The following is a 17020-nucleotide window of genomic DNA, read 5'->3' as shown; positions in this document are numbered from 1 at the left end:
AAAATAATAATACTATGATTAAGAAATTCATCATCACAGGAATGTTGTGCCTTGTTGCCACATCAATGAACGCACAAAGAAAAGGGTTGAGTTTAAACCTTCAGCCAAAAGAAGATACTACGGTAAGCCCGATTGTTAAAGAAAAAGTAGAAGAATATGCCACTAAGATTAACCAGATTATTCAGGAAGAAAAGACTCAGATGGAAACCGAGCTTAAAGTTCTTCAGGAGAAAAATTTAGATAAAGCTGAATTTGATAAGCAGAAAGCAGTGATTGCAGATACTTATTCTCAAAAAATCGACACAAGAATTGAAGCTTTGGGATTTGATTTGGATCAGGTTATCCAAAAGCAGGTAAGATATTCTTTATTGAATTCTGATGTGACTTCAAATGAGGAATTGAAAGAAAAACTATTGAAAAAGTTTCAGGCTAAAAAAAGTTTTGACGGATATTTTTCTTACGGAATCATGACCTTGACGAATGATAAACCAGATAATGATTTGGATAAAAACTTAGGCTACGCCAACAATCTTGAATTTGGTTTAAAATTTAATTATCAGTTTGGCAGAACGAGTCCGTGGGGATTGATTTCTGGAGTTGGTTTTTCCTGGAGAACTGTTCGTCCCGACAACAATATGATTTTCGCAAAACAAAACGGCGATGTTTTCCTTACGAAATATGAAGGAAGTCTTGATAAAGCGAAATTGAGAACGGGCTATATCATGATTCCGCTAGGTTTTCAGTATAATTTTTCCAAGCTGAAAAGTGCAGGAATGGATGTTCAGTACAGACCTTATTCAGATGGATTCAGGGTTGGAGCAAATGTTTATGGAGGAATTAAGATGGCAACGAACAATATCGTAAAAGGTGATAGTCAGGGTTTCAGAGACCGCTCAAATTATCAGGTGAATCCTTTTGTTTACGGAGCGCAGGTTACACTTTCTTATGATAATATTTCGCTGTTTGTGAAAAAAGATTTCAGCAATTTCTTCAAAGATTCTTATTTCCAGAACGACAAAGCTTTGGTTTTCGGAGTGGCTTTGGGATGGTAAAATTTAATTGCATAAATAATTGATATATAAACATGGCAAAAAATCGTAAAAACTCATTTTGGTATAATAATTGAGTTATACAAATCAACATTCACATTAACAAACAAGACACTCCGCAGATTTTTCTACGGAGTGTCTTGTTTCATGTTGTTGAATATTATTTCAAACTTCCCACCATATCTTCAGGTTTCACCCATTCGTCAAACTGTTCAGGAGTTAAAAGTCCAAGATTTACAGCTTCCTCTTTCAAAGTTGTTCCATTTTTGTGAGCGGTTTTTGCGATTTTTGCTGCATTTTCATAACCGATATGAGTGTTTAATGCTGTAACCAACATCAGAGATTTATCAACCAGTTCTTTAATTCGCTCATGATTCGGCTCTATTCCAACGGCACAATGATCATTAAATGAAATACATGCATCAGCAATTAACTGGGCAGATTGTAAGAAATTGTACGCCATCACAGGTTTAAAAACATTCAGCTCATAATTTCCCTGAGTTCCTGCAAATGAGATCGTTGTATCATTTCCTAAAACCTGAGCGCAAACCATTGTTAAGGCTTCATTCTGTGTTGGGTTTACCTTTCCCGGCATGATAGAAGATCCCGGCTCATTTTCCGGAATATGAATTTCACCGATTCCGGAACGTGGTCCTGAAGCCAATAATCTTATATCCTGAGCAATTTTATATAAAGAAACGGCCAATTGTTTCAAAGCTCCGTGAGATTCTACAATGGCATCGTGTGCCGCCAAAGCTTCAAATTTGTTTTCTGCTGTTATAAATGGAAGATTGGTAAACTTTGCAATATATTCTGCCACTTTTACATCGTAACCTTGAGGTGTATTTAATCCTGTTCCTACTGCTGTTCCTCCTAAAGCCAACTCAGAAAGATGAGGTAATGTATTCTGTAATGCTTTAATTCCATAGTTCAACTGAGCAACATATCCTGAAAATTCCTGACCTAAAGTTAAAGGCGTTGCATCCATCAGATGCGTTCTTCCGATTTTTACAATGTCTTTAAATTCGATTGCTTTTTCGTTTAACGTATTTTTTAGTTTCTCAATTGCAGGAATAGTCACCTCAACCACTTTTTTATACGCTGCGATGTGCATTGCGGTTGGATAAGTATCATTCGAAGATTGAGATTTATTTACATCATCATTCGGATGAACTTCTGTTTTGTCGCCTAAATTCCCGCCTGCATTGAAATGAGAACGGTTGGCAATAACTTCGTTCACATTCATATTCGACTGCGTTCCCGAACCGGTTTGCCAAATCACCAAAGGAAACTGGTCGTTTAATTTTCCTTCTAAAATCTCGTCGCAGACTTTGCCGATCATATCTCTTTTCTCAGCAGAAAGTACTCCCAGATCTGTGTTGGTGAATGCGGCAGCTTTTTTTAAATACGCAAAAGCTTCGATAATTTCGTGTGGCATCGAACCTTCCGGACCGATTTTGAAATTGTTCCTTGAACGTTCGGTCTGTGCTCCCCAAAATTTGTCTGCAGGAACCTGCACTTCACCCATGGTGTCTTTTTCTATTCTGTAATTCATTGTGATTGAAATTTTTATTTATTTTTTAGTTTAAGCCTTTTAATCACAAATTTTAACCATAGATTAACCACCAAGTTTGTCATTCCGTAGGAATCTCAATAAAGAATTAAACGTACATAATTTAGATTCCTACGGAATGACAAAAACAACGAAATTTTTCAATGATTCTATGAAGAAAATTTGTTCTTATAAAATTACTCAATAATGAAGAATTCCGCAATTTATAATCATTATAAATATCAATCTAAGTGACTGATTTTACTCATGTTTTTTTATCTAAGCCGTATTTTTGCACCGAAATAAAAACTAAATGGATTTTAATTATCAGGATTCGTATCCAATTTTGAAAGATGATACGGTATATAAAAAATTGACTTCAGAATACGTAAAAGTTGAGCAGCACGGCGAAAGAGAGATTTTAACCATCGATCCAAAAGGATTGGAACTTCTAGCAGAAGAAGCAATAGCGGATGTTTCTTTTATGCTTCGTTCTTCACACCTTGAAAGTTTAAGAAAAATTATTGATGATCCAGAGGCTACAGATAATGATAGATTCGTAGCTTATAATTTATTACAAAACGCAGCTGTAGCGGTTGAAGGAGCTTTGCCTTCTTGTCAGGATACGGGAACGGCAATTGTAATGGGTAAAAAGGGTGAAAATGTCTACACAGGCGTGGAAGACGGTGAATATTTAAGCAAAGGAATTTACAATACATACCAAAAAAGAAATTTAAGATATTCTCAGGTTGTGCCGTTAACGATGTTTGATGAGAAAAATTCGGGTTCAAATCTTCCGGCACAGATTGATATTTATGCTAAAAAAGGAAACTACTATGAGTTTTTATTCTTAACAAAGGGTGGTGGTTCTGCAAACAAAACTTTTCTTTATCAAAAAACAAAATCTTTACTGAACGAAAAATCTTTAGAAGCTTTTGTAAAAGAAAGAATTTCTGATTTGGGAACAGCGGCTTGTCCGCCTTATCACTTGGCTTTAGTCATTGGAGGAACTTCTGCGGAAGCGAATTTAGCAGCAGTTAAAAAAGCATCAGCAAAATATTATGACAATCTTCCGACTGAAGGAAATGAAGCCGGACAGGCATTCAGAGATTTAGAATGGGAAGCAAAAGTTCAGAAAATCTGTCAGGAAAGTGCTATCGGAGCTCAGTTTGGCGGGAAATATTTAACGCACGATGTGAGAGTTATAAGACTTCCTCGTCATGCAGCTTCTTGTCCGGTTGGAATGGGAGTTTCCTGTTCAGCAGACCGAAATATTAAAGGAAAAATTACCAAAGAAGGCATTTTCTTAGAGCAGTTGGAACAGAATCCAAAAAGATTTTTACCGGAAACTCCACCACATTTGGAAGAAGCGGTTGAAATTGATCTGAATAAACCGATGCATGAAATTTTGGCTGAGCTTTCAAAATATCCAATTAAAACAAGGTTAAAATTAAACGGAACTTTAATTGTAGCAAGAGATATTGCTCACGCAAAAATCAAGGAATTATTGGATGCAGGTCAACCGATGCCTGAATATTTCAAAAATCACCCGATTTATTATGCAGGACCAGCAAAAACTCCGGAAGGAATGGCTTCGGGAAGTTTCGGACCGACAACGGCAGGAAGAATGGATGTTTATGTAGACGAATTTCAAAGCCACGGCGGAAGTATGGTGATGCTGGCAAAAGGAAACAGAACTGCAGATGTAACAAACGCTTGTAATAAATACGGCGGTTTCTACATTGGTTCAATCGGAGGTCCTGCTGCAATTTTAGCAAAAGATAATATTCTGTCTGTCGAGGTTGTTGATTTCCCTGAATTAGGAATGGAAGCGGTAAGAAAAATTGAAGTAAAAGATTTCCCGGCGTTTATCATTACAGATGATAAAGGAAATGATTTCTTCGCCAATCTTGCTCACTAATTTGTAGAGAACAGACCGATGGAAAATAGATAATATTGTTGTATAATGAAAGATCTATCATCGATCAGTCTTTTATCTTTTCAGTCTTTTTCAATTAAAATTTAAAATAAATAGTAAAAATCAGCTTTTGTCTTTTGTTTAAAAAAGAAAAAAGTCCTATTTTTGCTTAAAATATTAAGAAAATGATCTTATCTGGATTTTGGCCGTTTTATCAGTTCCTTTGGACAATCTACTTTATCTGCATGTTCCTGGTAGGGTTCTGGTGTATTCTGATGTTTTTTGGATTGGTAATTCCAATGTGGTTAACAGAAGGTTTGAAAGAATATTTCGGTAAGGTAAAACCTTTCGATCCTGAGCAAATCAGAAGTAAACTGCTTACAGAACAAGAAGGAGTTGAGGTAATTTACAGCGCTCCAAAAGGTCATGGTCCTTTCATTCACGAAAGTCATGGTCACGATCACGGACATCATTAATTGATTGTCATTGCTTTCTCACATGAATTCCGAGGAAGTAATATCAAAGCAAAACAACATATATAAAACCGCTAAAAGTAATTTTAGTGGTTTTTCTTTTTTTATCCTAACCTCAATTTTTCAGGTGAAACTCCAAATTTTTTCTTGAAAGCACGGGTGAAATTCTGAACATACTCGTAACCGCATTCAATGGCAATTTCTTTAATCATAATCTGATTATTGATGATCATCTTTTTTGCTTTCAACATTCTGAGTTCAGAAACGTACTCCGAAATTGTCGTTTGATATTGCTCTTTAAATTCTTTCCTGAGTTTATTCTGATTGATTCCGATAATTCCGGAAATTTCTTCAATTTTCAAATTTCTGTGATAATTTTCGTCTAAAAATTTTTTGATGGTTTCTGGGGTTTTAGATAAATCTCCCACGCTATTTTTTTCGTTAAACTGTTCGAAAATAAGAATTAAAAGCTTAATGATTTTTGCTTCAATGAAGAGTTTCTGCATTACTCCATTTTTAGAATAACCGGAAATTTCCTTTAAAATCATGTGCATTTCCACCGTCATATTGGGTGGAGTTTCTTTGTGGAGAAAAATGAAATTGTTGTTCTTCATATTTTCAAGAATTTCTGCACTTTCAAGATTTGATTGAGGTTTAATTAAATCAAATACATACTGATGATTTACTTGAATCTGAAGATATTTTAAAGAATCCTCATTTTCCGTCCACAATTCAGCATGATTTTCCGAAGATGAGTAATGAAGGATGTATTGATTTTTTTTAAACTGAAAATTGGTGTTACAATCGGAAGCCTTCAGATTGATATTCTGGCTCAACAGAAAAAGCAGATTAAAACTCGATTGTCCTTCAATAAAGTTTGATTTTAAATATTTTTCAGTCGTTGCGTCTTCGTGAAAAACTATTTTAATATCCTCAGATTGAAATAATAAGCCTCTTTTTGCTTGGTGAGTTGTATGACCTGTTTTTATTTCCATAATATTTGAATTAAAAAAATTATATCCGATAAGCGATAGTTTGAAAATGATTAGTAAGGATTTCAGAAGTGAACTAATTTTGCACAAAAATAAATTAAATTTAGAATAAATAAAAATAAAATTATTCATGTTTAAAAAATTACAATCAAAAACAAAACAAATTGGATCGGGAATCGGTATCCTTTTTATATCGTTTAGCTCACTCTACGGACAACAATGGGTTGATGTAGGTTCTGCAGGAAATATTTCTGCAGGAGCAAGCAGTTTTAATAATCTGGCAATCGATACACAGGGAAATTATTATGTTTCTTATTATGATGTATCGGTACAGAAAGGTTCGGTACAGAAATTTAACGGAACTTCTTGGTCTTATGTCGGTGGAATCGCAGGAATTACCACTTCAACAGCAACTTACAACTCACTTTCATTAGATACAACGGGAAATTTGTATTATACAAATCAATGGGGGTATCCTGACTCGGGAATGGAAGTTAGAAAATTCAATGGTACATCCTGGAGTTTACTTTCTCTTCCATTTACAGACACTACAAATTATCAGGCTTCGGCAGTTGCACCCAATAATATTCCTTACGTCTATGCATCTGTTGGTTCAGGAACTGTAAAAAGGTTTGTAAATAATGTTTGGGAACAGGTAGGACCTTCAAATATTGCGGGAGGAAATCCTGCTCATGCAGAAATGGTGATGGGAACAAATGGTAAAGTGTATGTTTGTCACATTTCATCAGGAGTAAAAGTTTATGAAAATAATTTGACAGCTTCTGCAACGGATGCCTGGACTTTAGTTGGTGGAGTTTCTGTGGGAAATGCTTTTACAGAAGGAGCAAACGCTACTTCAGATATTGCAATCGGTGCAGATAATACTTTATACGTTGTTTATTCTTCCACCTCAGCAAATCACAGAAGATTAAATGTAAAAAAATTCGACGGCACAAACTGGGTTCAGGTTGGTAACGCAGATTTTGGAATTTCTGATGATTTGTATAATGTCTCCATTGCAGTTACTCCTACAGGGAAAATATATACGGTAGCAAGCGGATGGGCTGTCAACAACGGGAAAAATACAGTTTATCAGCATAATTCTGTAACAAATACCTGGGAAACTTTCGGAGGAGATTTTGTTTCGGATGGAACGGCTACTTATAATGATTTACAGTATGATTCATTTAATAATACTTTAGTTCTCACTTATTCTCAAAATGGAGTTAAAGTGAAAAGAATTCAGTTACCAAGTACAACTCCCGCTTGTAGCAATGCTGATCCGGGAACAAATCCGGGCGATACAAGTTGCGTGACTTTTACTTACAAAGGGCAACAGGTAGTTTACACTACAGTAAGAGGAGCAGATGGAAAAATTTGGCTTCAGCAAAACTTGGGAAGTTCGCAGGTGGCAACTTCAATGGCAGATGCAGATTCTTACGGAGATCTTTTCCAGTGGGGAAGGTGGGATGACGGTCATCAAAACAGAAATTCTGCAACGGCTGCAGTTCCTTCAACAAATAATCCTACAGGTTTAGCAGGAATTACTTCTTTTATTTTAGGAAATAGTCCCGCTTGGTGGTCAACAAATGCACTAAGTGATCTTTGGAACGGAGCAAATATTTCAGAAATAACTTCTACAGTTAGTGTGGATCCTTGTAAAGCAATTGGACAAGGTTGGAAACTTCCTTCCCAGGCTGATTGGGTTGCTGTAGTTGGTGCAGAAGGAATGTCGAGTGCGGCGAATGCTTATACCAGCAAATTAAAATTACCTGCGGCAGGTTATAGAAGTCAAAGTTCTGGTGGCTTTACGTATGTTGGCGAAAGAGGATATTACTGGAGTGGTGATGTTGCCAATACAGGAGGAAAATATTTATATAATTCCACATCTTTGGCAAATCCGAACTCGGGAGGTCCGAGAGCTCAAGGTCAGTCTGTGAGATGTATTAAGGAAACTGCAACAGGTTTAGGAACTTCAGATATTAAAAAAGTGAATTTAGGAGTTTATCCAAACCCGACCAATGGAATTTTAAATATTAAAACAGATTCTACAATTGATAAAGTAAATGTTACGAATATTGTAGGACAAAAAATAGATGTTCAGTTCTCAAACAATCAAATCAATATGCAGCATCTTCAAAAGGGAGTATATATTGTTGAATTACTGTTGAAAAACGGGCAGAAAACCTCTAAAAAAGTGATTAAGAATTAAACCATTTCATAAATGATTGATACATATTATTAATTTTTTTTACACCCAGAAGCTCATGTATTTTGCGTGAGCTTTGGGTTTTTCAACAAAAATAAAATCAGAAGTTTAAGCATGCGAAATAGCTTTTTTCTTCGTTGCCAATTCCGTATCTTTGCCAACTAAATTTTTAATATGTCTAAATCATTAATTCCAAAATTAGAAGCGATAAAACAGAGATATAATGAGGTTGCCGATCTTATTATTCAGCCTGATGTCATTTCAGATCAGAAAAGATATTCTTCTTTAAACAAAGAATACAGCGATTTAGGAAAAATTGTACACGTTTATAACCAATATAAAGGCGCTTTAGACAATATCGCAGAATCTGAAGAAATCATTGCAGATGGTTCAGACAGAGACTTGGTAGAGATGGCTAAAGAAGAAAAAGTAGAAGCTCAAGGCAAACTTCCAGGTTTAGAAGAAGAATTGAAAGTGCTTTTGATTCCTAAAGATCCTGCCGACGATAAAAACGTAATTGTAGAACTTCGTGCAGGAACAGGAGGTGATGAAGCTGCAATTTTCGTGGAAGATGTTTACAGAGCATACTCTATGTACTTCAAAACAAAGGGTTGGAGACACGAAATCACAGATTCCAGTGAAGCCGCAAAAGGATATAAAGAATTAATTCTGAGAATTGAAGGCGACGGCGTTTATGGAGTTATGAAGTTTGAATCTGGTGTTCACCGTGTTCAGCGTGTTCCTGAAACAGAATCTCAGGGTCGGGTGCATACTTCTGCCATCACAGTTGCAGTTTTACCGGAAGCAGAAGAAATAGATTTTGAATTGAATCCTGCAGATATTGAAATGCAGACTTCACGTTCAGGAGGAGCGGGTGGACAAAACGTAAATAAGGTTGAAACCAAAGTACAGTTAACACACAAACCTTCAGGAATGGTGGTTGTTTGTCAGCAGGCTCGTTCGCAATTAGCAAACCGGGAATTGGCTATGGAAATGTTGCGTACTAAATTATACGATATCGAAGTTCAAAAAGCGGTTGGTGATATTGCAGCACAAAGAAAATCGATGGTTTCTACCGGTGACCGTTCTGCAAAAATTAAAACGTACAATTATCCGCAGGGAAGAGTTACTGATCATAGAATTGGTAAATCAATGTACAATCTTGATGCTTACATGAATGGTGATATTGGTGAAATGATCGATGCTGTAATCATGGCTGAAAATGCTGAAAAAATGAAAGGAGAAGAAGAGAATTATTAAATCTTTTCTTTTAATATAATCCAAAGCTTCTGAGAGATCGGGAGCTTTTTTATGAATAAAAAATATTTATGACAGATAATGAGCTACAACAGATTGAAATTCAATTAAGTAAAATAAAAATGGGATTATTGTTTTTATCCGCTTTATTATTGGTTGCTTTAGGAGTTTTGCTAGTCGTCTGCGAACCAGAATCAATAAACTATTCTAATCGATTCTCATGGATAATGAGACCGGTTCCGCGTGTTTTGTCAGGATTATTATTTGTTATTCTATTTGGTTTTTTAGGAGTGATATTACTTATCAGATTGTTTAACAGAAATCCGGGAATAACTATTAATGAAAAAGGTATCATTGATAATACAAGTTTTTTTGGTTTAGGATTTATCCCCTGGAAAGATATAAAAGACATCAAAACCGTAAGGATAAACAATGGAGATTTTATCCTTATTTTACTTAAAAACCCATCTGATTATATAAATTCCACAACCTATTGGTTAAAAAGAAAATTACTAAAAACTAATTTTAAATATCATTATACACCACTTTGCATGTCAGTTAATTCGTTAGAGATAAACTTTAATGAGCTTCATAAACTGCTTGTGAATAATATGGAAAAATTTAAAAAGTAATTAATGTACATTAGAACATATGAAAAATATTTTTATATCCACTCGTTTAACATAAATCTAATGAATATTATAGACCATTTCATTGACATTAAAAAGTATATTTCTAAAGAAAAGTCCTATTTTTACTTTTCAAAAATAATAAGTCATTCATCGTCTGTTCAATCACTTTGATGAGTGTCTGAATGAAAAATATGTCAATGAATTCTATCGTAATCAATGTTGGAAACAGCAATATCAGATTTGGTCTTTTTGATGATGACAATTGTGATATTTCTTGGATTATCAATACCAAGCCTTACCGCACTGCAGATGAGCTTCATGGTCAGATGTTGATTTTATATCAGACTTATAAAATTAATCCTCAGGATATTAAAAAAATAATTGTGGGTTCTGTTGTACCGCAATTAACGAGAGAAATAACTTCTGCGATAAGAAAGATTCATGGCATTTCTCCTGTAATGGTTGACAGAAATACACCTTCCGAAGTTGTAGCAAAATCGAAACAGATGGGAACAGATATTTATGCAAATCTCGTTGCAGCGCATAACATGTATCCTGGAAGAAAGAAAATTGTTCTTGATTTTGGAACTGCACTTACGGCAAGTTGTGTTGCCGAAAACGGCGAATGTTTAGGCGTAATTATCGCTCCGGGCATAGTAACTTCTTTAAATTCTCTCATCAGTCAGACTGCACAACTTCCTGAAATTGAATTGGTAAAGCCAAAATCTGTATTGGGCTTAGATACCATTACCTGTATGCAAAGCGGAATGGTTTACGGTTTCCTTGGAATGGTGGAAGGTTTTATCGACCGCATTAATGATGAGGTGAATGATGATTGTTTTGTGATCGCAACCGGCGGCGTTTCTCACGTTTACAAACCTTTGACAGATAAAATCCATATCGCAGACAGACTTCATACTTTGAAAGGACTGTATTTTCTTGGGAAAGATTTGTAGTAATAAGTATACACGTCAAGTTTTGACGCTTAAAATAGATATATTTGAATTGTTAATAAAATAGTAAATTTAGTTTATTCTAAAGATGTCACAATATTTGTATATATTTGTTTATCTATTTAGCTATAAACTTTTTAAAAACAAAATATTATGAAAGAATTACTTAAATCCGTTTCTGGTGTAGTTGGGTCATTTTCAGATATTTGGAATGTGTTTTTCAATGATATGGATATAGCTGATATTGAAAAACAAAGTATTTTGCGTGACCCGGTAGATAGAGAAATATATCTCAATTCTATTGAAGAGATTAGAAAAGGTGAGAAGCAAGAGGTAAAAGTGGAATTGAAAAATCACAACTCATTCACACTATATTCTGAGACAATAACCATTGATTAATGGAAGGAATTGCAATTAGTACATTCTTGCTTATTTTCTTTATAGTTTTTCCAGGGATTGTACTTAAAAGATCTTATTTCAGAGGAGAATTTTCTAAACAATTTAATCAAGGTGATTTTTCAGATAGACTGATAACCACAGTTTTTTGGGGGTGCTTAATTCAAATATTAATTTTGATTATTTACAGTCAAACTGTTGATAACTCTATTGGCTTTGAATTTTTGAGTGATAAAGCTAATGACTTTATTAACTACAGTAATGAAACTAATAGTGATAAATCAAAAGATTTCAAATTTATTTCTTTAAGCAAAGAACATTTAATTCCAATTTTAATTTATTTAGTTTTACTAATCTTTGTTCCTTACTGTGTTGGATTATTTGCTCATAATTTTGTTAGGCTTTTTAAATTGGATATTAGCTCTTCCGCATTAAAATTTTCTAATTATTGGTATTATTATTTTTCAGGAGAAATCGTTCAAAAAAAATATTTTAAATCATTTATTAATAATCCTCATCTGGTTACAAATGGCATCGAAAAAGTCTTTGTTGATGTTTTCGCAGATTGTGGTGATGGTAATAAACTTTATTCCGGCGTTTTTTCACAGTATACAATTTGTAAATCAACCAATAAACTAGAAGGTATTTTTTTAACAGATGTGAAAAGATATTCTGATAGAAGAAATCAATTCGTTGATATCCCAGGTGATATTTTTCATATCTCTGAAAATAAGATACATAATATAAACATAAGGTATATAGCTAAGTCCACTACTAGATTACAGCGAAATAAAGAGTATTTTTTAATGATCCTTTCCTTGATTTTATTAGGGATAAATTTTATATATCCTTGGTTTTTAACCAATAATTCAATTATAAGAAATATATCTACAATAATTCTAGGAATTATTGCAATTATATTTTTTATTGTCTTATTATATGAGTTACTTTTTAGATATAGATCGACAACTGTTATTACTACTTTAACAATAACATTAGTTTTTATTTTCTTATTAGTAAGTATTCTGAATGTTGCAAATATATTGTAGTCTCAACCTACCTCTTAGCTTTAAAAAACTCTTTTACAAGCGATGAACATTCATTTTCCATAATTCCGGAAACGATTTCTGTTTTGGGGTGAAGAGAAAGATTTTTGTTGATAAATCCTCGCTGTTCGTCTCTTGCGCCGATGACTACTTTTGAGATTTGCGCCCAAGAAAGTGCTCCGGAACACATTACGCAGGGTTCTAAGGTCACGTATAAAGTGCAGTTAATTAAATATTTTCCACCTAAAAAATTGGCAGCGGAAGTTATTGCCTGCATTTCTGCGTGAGCGGTGACATCATTTAAAGTCTCTGTTAAATTGTGTGCTCTTGCAATCACCCGGTTATTTGAAACCACAACGCAGCCAATCGGAACCTCATCTTTTTCAAAGGCAATTTCGGCTTCCTGCAAAGCCATTTTCATAAAATATTCGTCGGTAAACATAAAAAATAAAAGCTTAGTACAAAACTAAGCTTTTCAATATTGGAAAGGGATATTTTTTAACCGCAAAAGAGACAAAAGATTTATGAATGTCCGTTTTTAATCATAATTATAAAATCAGTAGTCATTTTATCTTTTCTCAGGAATCTAAAAATTCTGAAAATAAAGCAGTTTAGATTCCTACGGAAAGACAAACAAACCCTTTAAAAAATTAAGTTATTAATAATTACGGACATTTATAAAGATTTTACCTGCAATAAGTTATTCAAAGCTAGCAAAACAAAATGTAAGTGAAAGTTTTGCATTTTTGGAAACTTTGAATTACTCTTTCAATGATTTCTTTTGATTCTTTTGCGGTTAAAAAAAGGCTTTAATTTTTCAAAATTTAGAATCGGTAACCGATTCCGCCCATTATTTTGCCGGTAACTTCCTCAAAATAATGTTTATCTCTGTCACCGAATCTTCTGGCAATACCACCGCTTGCTTCAATCACAAGATTATTTTTCATCACCCATTTTCCTCCGACTCCGAAACCGATACCAACAGTTGTGAAGTTGCTTCTTTTTATTGACGTGGTATAGTAATATCCGTTAATATCATCATAATTATAAGTGTAAATATCATTTGCTTCAGTTGTAACAGGAATAAAACCTTCAAGGAAAAAACCTGAAGCGTATTTTTTACCGAAATACATTCTGTAAAATGCCGAAAACTGTGTAAACCGGTCTGTTTTACGATCAAGATTAATCATCGCATTAATACCAATACCTTTGTTCTCTGAAATAAGTCTTTCATAAGAAACGTTCGCTAATGGAATGGCAATTAATAAAATTGGATCAGCGAGAATGTCATTTTTTCTCTGTTTTTCGGCAGTTTCCTGCGCTTTGGAAACGAATGTTCCGAAAATTAAGGATAATCCTAACAGGATTTTTTTCATAGGGATATTGTTTTATTTTTCTTAAAAATACTATTATCATTACTTTATTGTTGAATAAATTATATGAATAATAGGTTAATTCAGTTTTCGTCAAATATAAATAATAAAACAATACAGTGTGAAAAATATTTTCACTCAAAATTAAGTACCAAAGGTAACCTGAATCTGTATCTTACCGCGCTTCCGTTATTGTAAGCAGGGGAGAATTTTTCAGATATTGAGTATAAAGCAATTTCTGCCTGCCTGTTGAATGTGAAATTATCACCTTCTGCTTTTACATCGCTTATCGTTCCGTCTTTTTCGACGATAAAAGCAATATTGGTTTTTATGTTTCCTGACTCAGAATAAACGCCGCCGCCATAAAAAAGTTGGGCAACTTCTTTTCGTAATGCATTAATTCCGCCGGGATAATCTGCGATCTTTTCAATCGGATTGGTAAATTCCTGTTTTTGAGAAACCGGGATTTTAGAATTTAGTTTTTTTAAATCTTCTGAATTTTTAACTTTCAGTAATGCGGCAATTAATGCAACGTTTTCAATACTGTCCATTTTTTTCATAAAGAAAAGAAAGTCATTTTTTACCGCAGATTTGTAGATAGGATTTTTTTCGGCATCAAACTTCTTTTTAAACTCCTTATTCAGCATTGTTCTGTGCTGATTATAATAGCTTTTTACCATCTTGAATTCCTCTTTTTGCTGAGAAAAACAAAACGTTGAAAGAAATATGAAAAAGAAATATAAAGCTTTCAAAAGATATTATTTATGTAAATGTAATCAAAAAGATGCAGAAAATACTTTTTCGTTTTAATCTTCAAAATAGTTGTTGAGAGATTCCTGCAGATGTTTTTTGATGTCTTCAACTAAACTTATCGGTTCTAAAACTCTTACTTCTTTACCATACGATAAAATTTCCTGCATAAAATCGTAAGTAGGATGGAGGAAAAATTCAAAATAAATATCTTCCGGAGTTTCTTTATTCTCTTTCTGTGACAGATGCAGAGGGAAACTTCTGATATATTCGCCTTGATGACGGCTACATTTGAGAACAATTTTCTGAGGGTTTTGTTCGGTAAGATTCATCACTCCGAAAGCATTTTTAAAATGTTCCCTGAAATTATATTTATATTTTTCCCTGAATTTTTGAGGCATTACATCCAGATAATTAATTCGGTCTAAACCAAAAGATTTTAACGCTTTGTCTTTGGTGTCAATCGCGATAAGATACCATCGATCCTTAGATTCTTTTAAAGCCAAAGGATGAACTTTGCGGGAAGTCATCAGTTTATTTTTAAAATTGTAATGCTCAAACAAAACAATTCTTTTGTTACGGATGGCAAAGAAAAGATCATAAAAATTTTCGGCTCCGCTTGGTTTTCTGCTTTCAAAAAAGATAAAATTGGCAAAATCGGGATGATTGTTTAAAGCGTTGCTTACCTGAAAAGACTCCAGCAACTTTTGATTGTATTCATCAACTTCCATCATCGGACGGCTTTCGATATAATAACGGTTGTCACCTTTCTTTTTGTTGTGAATGGAAAGATTAAAAAGATTGGAAATCTCACGAATATCTCTTTGCAAAGTACGGATAGAGTAGCTTTTAATATCTGCATCTTGAAATTCAAAAGAGTTCAGAAGATAATCTTCCAGTTGGGAATATGTTGCCGGAGCGCTTTCTAATTTTTTGATGATTAGAGCATATCTTGTGAGGTAAAAATCTTTTTTCATTCGGATTATTTCTAAAACAAATATATGTGGTTACTACGACAAATGGTGTCGTGTTTTATTTTTTCTTGAAAAGTTTTTGGAATTTGTTTTTTTGTGATGAGCGGTTGTAATTAAAAAAGCCACACGATAGAATCGTGCGGCAGCGGGGGGTGTTATCCAAAACTTATAGATTCATAATCTCCAAATTTAATTGATTTTAATCGGGTTAAAATAAAATTTGCCCTTTCTAACTCCCAATCTCCTTTAATATAAGGTAAAAGTTTCTCCAATTCTTTTATTATTCTCTCCAATTCTTCTTTTTCAAATTCATGAGGAAATTTCCAATTACTTAAATTTTCTAACTTATGTTTCTCAAATAATGAAAGCCAATATTCATGAAATAATTTATGTGTTGAGATTGGAATTTCATCAATAATTCCTTTTTTAGTTTCAGTTATAATACTATATGACATCTTGTTAAAATTTTTAATTATATATTATTTACCAAATTTAGCTGTAAATTCCCAATCTGGAAATTCTTTTTTTAGCCGTAAAATTTCATTATGAACTGCATTCTGAACTCCTATATCAGTTTCCAATACATGAAATTGTAATTTTCTAATATCTCGAATTATTTCTATATTCGGAGATAAACCATCAGGTAATCTTGCCCTTGTAGATTTTGCAACTTCAAGAGCTTTTATCCTCTTATATGTTTTTAAATATACATGTTTTTCAGCCCATTTTTCAAAAGTCCACCATGGTTTTCCTGTTTTAGGATTAATGTTTTTGAGTAATTCTTCGGCTGACTTGTCTTCTACAAAATTTTTTTTATTATGAAAAATTTCCTCCCGCTGCCGCACGAATCCTTTCGTGTGGTCAGTCATCTTAGAAATCAAACATTCTAAAAACCACAACATCATCCAAAAGTCCTTTTTCGTAAGAGTAATCTATTGCGCTGCTGTATCAGTAATCTTCCGCACGAAAAACCAAACCTGCCTCAACAGGATTTTGATGAACATAATTAATTTTTTGATTGATTACTTTATTGCTCCACAATTCAATAGGTTTATTGTCGTATCTCCAAAATTGATATTGTTTTACATTTGAACTTTTTGAGCCTTCTCTAAGAAAAAAATCTAGTAAAAATTCTTTTCTACTTTCGGTTTGATTTTCTTTGATAGCTTGTACAATTGCTTTGCTTGTAAATCTTTTTAAATCCCAAATCAAAAGTTCCGGTTTTTGCCCATTTACACTTCTGAAAACCATATGTACATGACTGAACATGATACACCAGGCATGAATTTCTAAGCCTTTATTCTTCTGACAAAATTTTACACTTTCTAAAAATAGATCTTTGTATTCGTTTCTAATAAATACATCCAGCCAACCTACAACGGCGAAACTTATGAAATATAATCCTTCGGGATTGTGGAATTTGTAATTTCTACTCATCTTTATGTT

At 33.6% G+C, this 17020-nt stretch carries 18 protein-coding genes; 9 read left to right on the top strand and 9 right to left on the bottom strand.

The window, feature by feature from the left end; translation table 11 throughout:
- The first annotated feature begins 14 nt into the window (after positions 1–14).
- Positions 15–1052: an outer membrane beta-barrel protein gene (locus ACOOWA_RS02165; protein ID WP_421372924.1), complete on the top strand. Its 1038-nt coding sequence runs from the start codon at positions 15–17 to the stop codon at positions 1050–1052.
- 157 nt (positions 1053–1209) lie between these two features.
- On the opposite strand, the gene fumC is transcribed toward ACOOWA_RS02165, so the two are convergent.
- On the bottom strand, positions 1210–2604 hold the full coding sequence (gene fumC, locus ACOOWA_RS02160) for a class II fumarate hydratase (RefSeq protein ID WP_421372923.1): 1395 nt from the start codon (positions 2602–2604) through the stop codon (positions 1210–1212).
- 310 nt (positions 2605–2914) lie between these two features.
- Between fumC and ACOOWA_RS02155 the strand changes: the two genes are divergently transcribed.
- Positions 2915–4522, top strand: coding sequence for a fumarate hydratase (locus ACOOWA_RS02155; protein WP_421372922.1), 1608 nt, complete (start codon positions 2915–2917; stop codon positions 4520–4522).
- Between the two features lie 182 nt (positions 4523–4704).
- On the top strand, positions 4705–4995 hold the full coding sequence (locus ACOOWA_RS02150; protein WP_421372921.1) for a hypothetical protein: 291 nt from the start codon (positions 4705–4707) through the stop codon (positions 4993–4995).
- A gap of 101 nt (positions 4996–5096) precedes the next feature.
- Here the strand turns inward: ACOOWA_RS02150 and ACOOWA_RS02145 are convergent, their stop codons facing one another.
- On the bottom strand, positions 5097–5987 hold the full coding sequence (locus tag ACOOWA_RS02145) for a helix-turn-helix domain-containing protein (RefSeq protein WP_421372920.1): 891 nt from the start codon (positions 5985–5987) through the stop codon (positions 5097–5099).
- Positions 5988–6114: 127 nt separating this feature from the next.
- On the opposite strand from ACOOWA_RS02145, the gene ACOOWA_RS02140 reads away from it, so the two are divergent.
- From ACOOWA_RS02140 to ACOOWA_RS02115, 6 genes are all read left to right on the top strand, one after another.
- Positions 6115–8196 (top strand): T9SS type A sorting domain-containing protein, encoded by a 2082-nt coding sequence (locus tag ACOOWA_RS02140; protein WP_421372919.1) that lies wholly within the window; start codon positions 6115–6117, stop codon positions 8194–8196.
- A gap of 171 nt (positions 8197–8367) precedes the next feature.
- A complete protein-coding gene (gene prfA / locus ACOOWA_RS02135; protein ID WP_421372918.1) occupies positions 8368–9453 on the top strand; it encodes a peptide chain release factor 1 in 1086 nt (361 codons plus the stop codon).
- A gap of 68 nt (positions 9454–9521) precedes the next feature.
- Positions 9522–10082, top strand: a complete 561-nt coding sequence (locus tag ACOOWA_RS02130) for an STM3941 family protein (protein WP_421372917.1) — start codon at positions 9522–9524, stop codon at positions 10080–10082.
- A 197-nt stretch (positions 10083–10279) separates the two neighbouring features.
- Complete coding sequence (locus ACOOWA_RS02125; protein ID WP_421372916.1) at positions 10280–11038, top strand: type III pantothenate kinase; 759 nt, start codon at positions 10280–10282, stop codon at positions 11036–11038.
- A gap of 150 nt (positions 11039–11188) precedes the next feature.
- A complete protein-coding gene (locus tag ACOOWA_RS02120) occupies positions 11189–11434 on the top strand; it encodes a hypothetical protein (protein ID WP_421372915.1) in 246 nt (81 codons plus the stop codon).
- Positions 11434–12480 carry a hypothetical protein gene (locus ACOOWA_RS02115; protein ID WP_421372913.1) on the top strand — a complete coding sequence of 349 codons (1047 nt, stop codon included), beginning with the start codon at positions 11434–11436 and terminating at the stop codon, positions 12478–12480. Before ACOOWA_RS02120 ends, ACOOWA_RS02115 begins: the two co-directional genes overlap by 1 nt.
- A 7-nt stretch (positions 12481–12487) precedes the next feature.
- On the opposite strand, the gene ACOOWA_RS02110 is transcribed toward ACOOWA_RS02115, so the two are convergent.
- The 7 genes from ACOOWA_RS02110 to ACOOWA_RS02080 form a co-directional block, all read right to left on the bottom strand.
- The gene (locus tag ACOOWA_RS02110; protein ID WP_421372912.1) at positions 12488–12919 is read right to left on the bottom strand and encodes a nucleoside deaminase; all 432 of its coding nucleotides are present in this window, start codon (positions 12917–12919) and stop codon (positions 12488–12490) included.
- Positions 12920–13301: 382 nt separating this feature from the next.
- Positions 13302–13853 (bottom strand): DUF3575 domain-containing protein, encoded by a 552-nt coding sequence (locus tag ACOOWA_RS02105; protein WP_421372911.1) that lies wholly within the window; start codon positions 13851–13853, stop codon positions 13302–13304.
- A gap of 131 nt (positions 13854–13984) precedes the next feature.
- The gene (locus ACOOWA_RS02100; RefSeq protein WP_421372910.1) at positions 13985–14530 is read right to left on the bottom strand and encodes an energy transducer TonB; all 546 of its coding nucleotides are present in this window, start codon (positions 14528–14530) and stop codon (positions 13985–13987) included.
- A gap of 126 nt (positions 14531–14656) precedes the next feature.
- On the bottom strand, positions 14657–15577 hold the full coding sequence (locus ACOOWA_RS02095) for a helix-turn-helix transcriptional regulator (protein WP_421372908.1): 921 nt from the start codon (positions 15575–15577) through the stop codon (positions 14657–14659).
- Between the two features lie 152 nt (positions 15578–15729).
- Positions 15730–16029: a hypothetical protein gene (locus tag ACOOWA_RS02090; RefSeq protein ID WP_421372907.1), complete on the bottom strand. Its 300-nt coding sequence runs from the start codon at positions 16027–16029 to the stop codon at positions 15730–15732.
- A 24-nt stretch (positions 16030–16053) separates the two neighbouring features.
- The gene (locus tag ACOOWA_RS02085; RefSeq protein WP_421372905.1) at positions 16054–16479 is read right to left on the bottom strand and encodes a hypothetical protein; all 426 of its coding nucleotides are present in this window, start codon (positions 16477–16479) and stop codon (positions 16054–16056) included.
- A gap of 43 nt (positions 16480–16522) precedes the next feature.
- On the bottom strand, positions 16523–17011 hold the full coding sequence (locus tag ACOOWA_RS02080) for a transposase (protein WP_421372904.1): 489 nt from the start codon (positions 17009–17011) through the stop codon (positions 16523–16525).
- Positions 17012–17020 lie beyond the last annotated feature (9 nt).

The organism is Chryseobacterium sp. GP-SGM7 (genome assembly GCF_049166575.1).
Classification (GTDB): Bacteria; Bacteroidota; Bacteroidia; order Flavobacteriales; family Weeksellaceae; genus Chryseobacterium.
This window is presented reverse-complemented; position numbering and strand designations above follow the sequence as displayed.

Bases quoted from the DNA above. Each gene is read 5' to 3' on its own strand.
- ACOOWA_RS02165 (WP_421372924.1), top strand. From the start codon at position 15: ATGATTAAGAAATTCATCATCACAGGAATGTTGTGCCTTGTTGCCACA.
- fumC (WP_421372923.1), bottom strand. From the start codon at position 2,604: ATGAATTACAGAATAGAAAAAGACACCATGGGTGAAGTGCAGGTTCCT.
- ACOOWA_RS02155 (WP_421372922.1), top strand. From the start codon at position 2,915: ATGGATTTTAATTATCAGGATTCGTATCCAATTTTGAAAGATGATACG.
- ACOOWA_RS02150 (WP_421372921.1), top strand. From the start codon at position 4,705: ATGATCTTATCTGGATTTTGGCCGTTTTATCAGTTCCTTTGGACAATC.
- ACOOWA_RS02145 (WP_421372920.1), bottom strand. From the start codon at position 5,987: ATGGAAATAAAAACAGGTCATACAACTCACCAAGCAAAAAGAGGCTTA.
- ACOOWA_RS02140 (WP_421372919.1), top strand. From the start codon at position 6,115: ATGTTTAAAAAATTACAATCAAAAACAAAACAAATTGGATCGGGAATC.
- prfA (WP_421372918.1), top strand. From the start codon at position 8,368: ATGTCTAAATCATTAATTCCAAAATTAGAAGCGATAAAACAGAGATAT.
- ACOOWA_RS02130 (WP_421372917.1), top strand. From the start codon at position 9,522: ATGACAGATAATGAGCTACAACAGATTGAAATTCAATTAAGTAAAATA.
- ACOOWA_RS02125 (WP_421372916.1), top strand. From the start codon at position 10,280: ATGAATTCTATCGTAATCAATGTTGGAAACAGCAATATCAGATTTGGT.
- ACOOWA_RS02120 (WP_421372915.1), top strand. From the start codon at position 11,189: ATGAAAGAATTACTTAAATCCGTTTCTGGTGTAGTTGGGTCATTTTCA.
- ACOOWA_RS02115 (WP_421372913.1), top strand. From the start codon at position 11,434: ATGGAAGGAATTGCAATTAGTACATTCTTGCTTATTTTCTTTATAGTT.
- ACOOWA_RS02110 (WP_421372912.1), bottom strand. From the start codon at position 12,919: ATGTTTACCGACGAATATTTTATGAAAATGGCTTTGCAGGAAGCCGAA.
- ACOOWA_RS02105 (WP_421372911.1), bottom strand. From the start codon at position 13,853: ATGAAAAAAATCCTGTTAGGATTATCCTTAATTTTCGGAACATTCGTT.
- ACOOWA_RS02100 (WP_421372910.1), bottom strand. From the start codon at position 14,530: ATGGTAAAAAGCTATTATAATCAGCACAGAACAATGCTGAATAAGGAG.
- ACOOWA_RS02095 (WP_421372908.1), bottom strand. From the start codon at position 15,577: ATGAAAAAAGATTTTTACCTCACAAGATATGCTCTAATCATCAAAAAA.
- ACOOWA_RS02090 (WP_421372907.1), bottom strand. From the start codon at position 16,029: ATGTCATATAGTATTATAACTGAAACTAAAAAAGGAATTATTGATGAA.
- ACOOWA_RS02085 (WP_421372905.1), bottom strand. From the start codon at position 16,479: ATGATGTTGTGGTTTTTAGAATGTTTGATTTCTAAGATGACTGACCAC.
- ACOOWA_RS02080 (WP_421372904.1), bottom strand. From the start codon at position 17,011: ATGAGTAGAAATTACAAATTCCACAATCCCGAAGGATTATATTTCATA.